Source organism: Christiangramia aestuarii (assembly GCF_009735585.1).
GTDB classification, from domain to species: domain Bacteria; phylum Bacteroidota; class Bacteroidia; order Flavobacteriales; family Flavobacteriaceae; genus Christiangramia; species Christiangramia aestuarii.
Genome location: NZ_VJVW01000020.1, coordinates 1 through 3,049 on the forward strand (window position 1 = coordinate 1; position 3,049 = coordinate 3,049).

The window sequence follows — 3,049 nt, forward strand, 5'->3', positions numbered from 1 at the left end:
GCTAAATTTTCTTGAAGCTAAGTTATTTTTTATCAAATATTGGTTATGTACTAATTCATCTATTTTTTCAAATATGTCATTATCTATGAATAATTCTTTCTCTTTATTTGTGCCTACTCTTTCTAAAGATTCGTAGTTACCTCCATGCTGATCAAATATTCTTAAATGTTCAATTGTGATTAAATTCATGTTTAAAAAATGCGCTACAACGGTCTCGGTTATCGCCAGTTGGCGGAGTAAGGGACGCGGATTTGTCGGCTTAGTATTTTGTTGTTGGTCAAGTTAATTATTTTCTTACTAATGCTGCCGCTTATTGGCGATGAACCGTTGTTAGCCACAGTTAATTTATTTTCTAACTATGTTTTTTAAAATCTCAACCACTTCTTTTATTCTGGAATAATAATTAAACATTAAAGAATATGAAATAGCATCATTTTCGCCATGAGCAATGTTGTTTCTATTACTTACAATTGTATTCAAAGCAGATTTTTGTTCTTCGCTTATTTTTTCTTCTAACTCTTCTTTCCAGGAGGAATCGAAAGTGCCTAATAATTTACTTAATCTGTCATACCTCAAATTGGTAATATATTTTGTTTCTTTTCCAACATAAGACTGAATCTGTTTAGGAGCAGATCCATCTGTAAATTCAGCGATTAAATTTCTAATTGAACTCTCTACAAAACCTGAAGCACGAATGCATAAAAATTTTGATAAAATTGCTTGTTGTTCCTCGTCCTCTACATTTTGAACCAGATCAAATAAATTGTCAAGCTTTTTTTCCTGTTGCTCAAGTTTCCACTTCATATTAATCCAAACTCATAAACTTTTCTACAGCTAAATTTATTCGAATCTCGACGCTATTCTCATCTGAAGTTGCTGAAGTATAGGATTTTTTGAATTCTTTATTCTCAATTAATTCCTCGTAAGCCTTTTTAAATTTATCAATATCTGGCTCACCTTTTTTTATAATTCTTTCAGTCACACCAATCATTACAGAGTCAAAAATAGCAGAATGAACACCTCTTTGTAGTCTGAAAGCATTTTTCCCCAAAGCCTCATAAACGTAAGATATCGTATTATTGAAAACCTTTTTTAGGTTTTTAGCTGAATGAATATTTAAATTTCTATTAAGTGCCATATGCTTATTAAGAAATTCCTTCATAGGTTTTTGATAGATACTTCTATGAAATAATAATGAGAAATATCGTAAGATTAATTCCTCTTCTTTAAGACGGTCATTGTGTTCACCACCTATTAATTTCCTCCACACCTCATTATTCATAGCTAAATCAACAAGCAATTCGTTGTATTTGCCATAGTAAATACACGCTCTTATTTCTTGAGGACTTAGTGGCCTTCCTCCAGAGTTTATTCTCTCAAATATTTGATAAATACTACTTTCATCATCATCTGGAACTTCTTGTTTTATAATAGTTGAATGGATAATTGAGTCATCTAATCTATGTTGATCAGATGGATTAAGATCGTCATAGGTTTTTCCTTCAAGGTCTTGCTGAACTCCAACTAATTTAAATTCAGAACCATCTTTAAATTTCTTATCGTAGAAAAACATTAAAGACAACAATCTCTGTTGACCATCAACAATTAATAACTTATTTGAAACTGGTTCCTTGGAAAGGAAAACTCCTGGAACTGGAAGACCTAATAGTAGCGATTCTATAAATTTAGAAGCTTCAAATTTGTTCCAAACATATCTTCTTTGGAATGGAGGTACGAAAATTGCTTCGCTTCTCAATCTTTTAACCAAAGAGTCAACTGGGTAATCTGCTCCATAATTAGAAATTTCATATCGAAATGTTAGTACTTCTTCCTCAGTATCATCTATAATATTAGTAAATAAATCGAGTTGATTATTTTTTGCCATAAATATGAAGCTTCATTTGGAATGTAAATTTAGAACTTTTCTTTTTTGTTACAATTTTTAAAATTAATTGTGGCTAACGGTCTCGGTTATCGCCAGTTGGCGGAGTGCGGGACGCGGATTTGTCGGCTTAGTATTGGTTCGTTGGTCAAGTTAATTATTTTCTTTCAACGGTGCCGCTTATTGGCGATGAACCGTTGTTGTGTGCTGTTTTTACGCTTTTTCAATATTCCTTATTTTGCAGTTCTTATTAGAATCAGTAAACTTTTTTAAAATTTCTTTTACTTGTTTTAGATTATCAGAGCTGCCATAACTTGTTATCCATTTTCCGATTTTATCCGCTTTAAAATCTGGTATCAAAATCTTATGTCCAAATTCCCTGAATTTTTCTTGTAGTTGAAAATAATCTTGATATTCAGACAATTTCAATCCAAAAACAAAGGTTGGAATATTTGACTTTCTATAAATCTTTTGACTTTTAAATTCTTGAATTTTATCCTCTCTATAGAATTGGACTTTATCAGTTTTTGAAACTTTGACTATATCTTTATATCGATAACCTGTTTTGGGTAATGGTAAACTTTCTAAAATTGCATATCCTTTTTTTACCCTACCATAAACTTGATTTTCTTCTTGATCTAAAATTATAGCTGCTAATACAGCATCTGGAAATTTCCAGTAAAATTTAAATTTTAGGTAGTCGGATATGTTTTTTATGAAGTTCAAATTTCAATTAAAATAGCACACAACGGTCTCGGTTATCGCCAGTTGGCGGAGTGCGGGACGCGGATTTGTCGGCTTATTATTGGTTTGTTGGTCAAGTTAATTATTTTCTTTCTAACGCTGCCGCTTATTGGCGATGAACCGTTGTTGTGTGCTGTTATTTCTACTCCTGAATATTGTTGATACGTATATATTCTTTCAAAGGAATCATTCCAACCATTCTTCGTAAAGAATCAACTTTTGAAGTGTCTTTAATTTTATATAATTCGAAGATCTTTTCTTTTTTTCCTGTAACTGAATCCTTTACTGTTTTAATTAAGAATTGGCTACCATAAATTTGTGGTAAACCTCGATGCATTAAATATCGATCATGATACATAGCTGCTAAATCTTCATCTAGTTGGCCATTTTTAGCAGCTTTAATTATCATTGGTAAATATTTAT

5 protein-coding genes are annotated in these 3,049 nt (G+C 31.4%); all 5 read right to left on the reverse strand.

Annotated elements, in window-relative coordinates; genetic code table 11:
- Window positions 1-189, reverse strand: a 189-nt coding sequence (locus FLP08_RS16505; RefSeq protein WP_156278055.1) for a hypothetical protein, incomplete at its 3' end; no start/stop codon positions are given.
- A gap of 156 nt (window positions 190-345) precedes the next feature.
- Window positions 346-804 (reverse strand): HEPN domain-containing protein, encoded by a 459-nt coding sequence (locus tag FLP08_RS15375; RefSeq protein ID WP_156278057.1) that lies wholly within the window; start codon window positions 802-804, stop codon window positions 346-348.
- Between the two features lies 1 nt (window position 805).
- Window positions 806-1,885, reverse strand: coding sequence for a DUF262 domain-containing protein (locus FLP08_RS15380; RefSeq protein WP_156278059.1), 1,080 nt, complete (start codon window positions 1,883-1,885; stop codon window positions 806-808).
- 210 nt (window positions 1,886-2,095) lie between these two features.
- Window positions 2,096-2,608, reverse strand: a complete 513-nt coding sequence (locus FLP08_RS15385; protein ID WP_156278061.1) for a hypothetical protein — start codon at window positions 2,606-2,608, stop codon at window positions 2,096-2,098.
- Window positions 2,609-2,768: 160 nt separating this feature from the next.
- On the reverse strand, window positions 2,769-3,049 hold a 281-nt coding region (locus tag FLP08_RS15390), incomplete at its 5' end, for a DUF6624 domain-containing protein (RefSeq protein ID WP_341485025.1).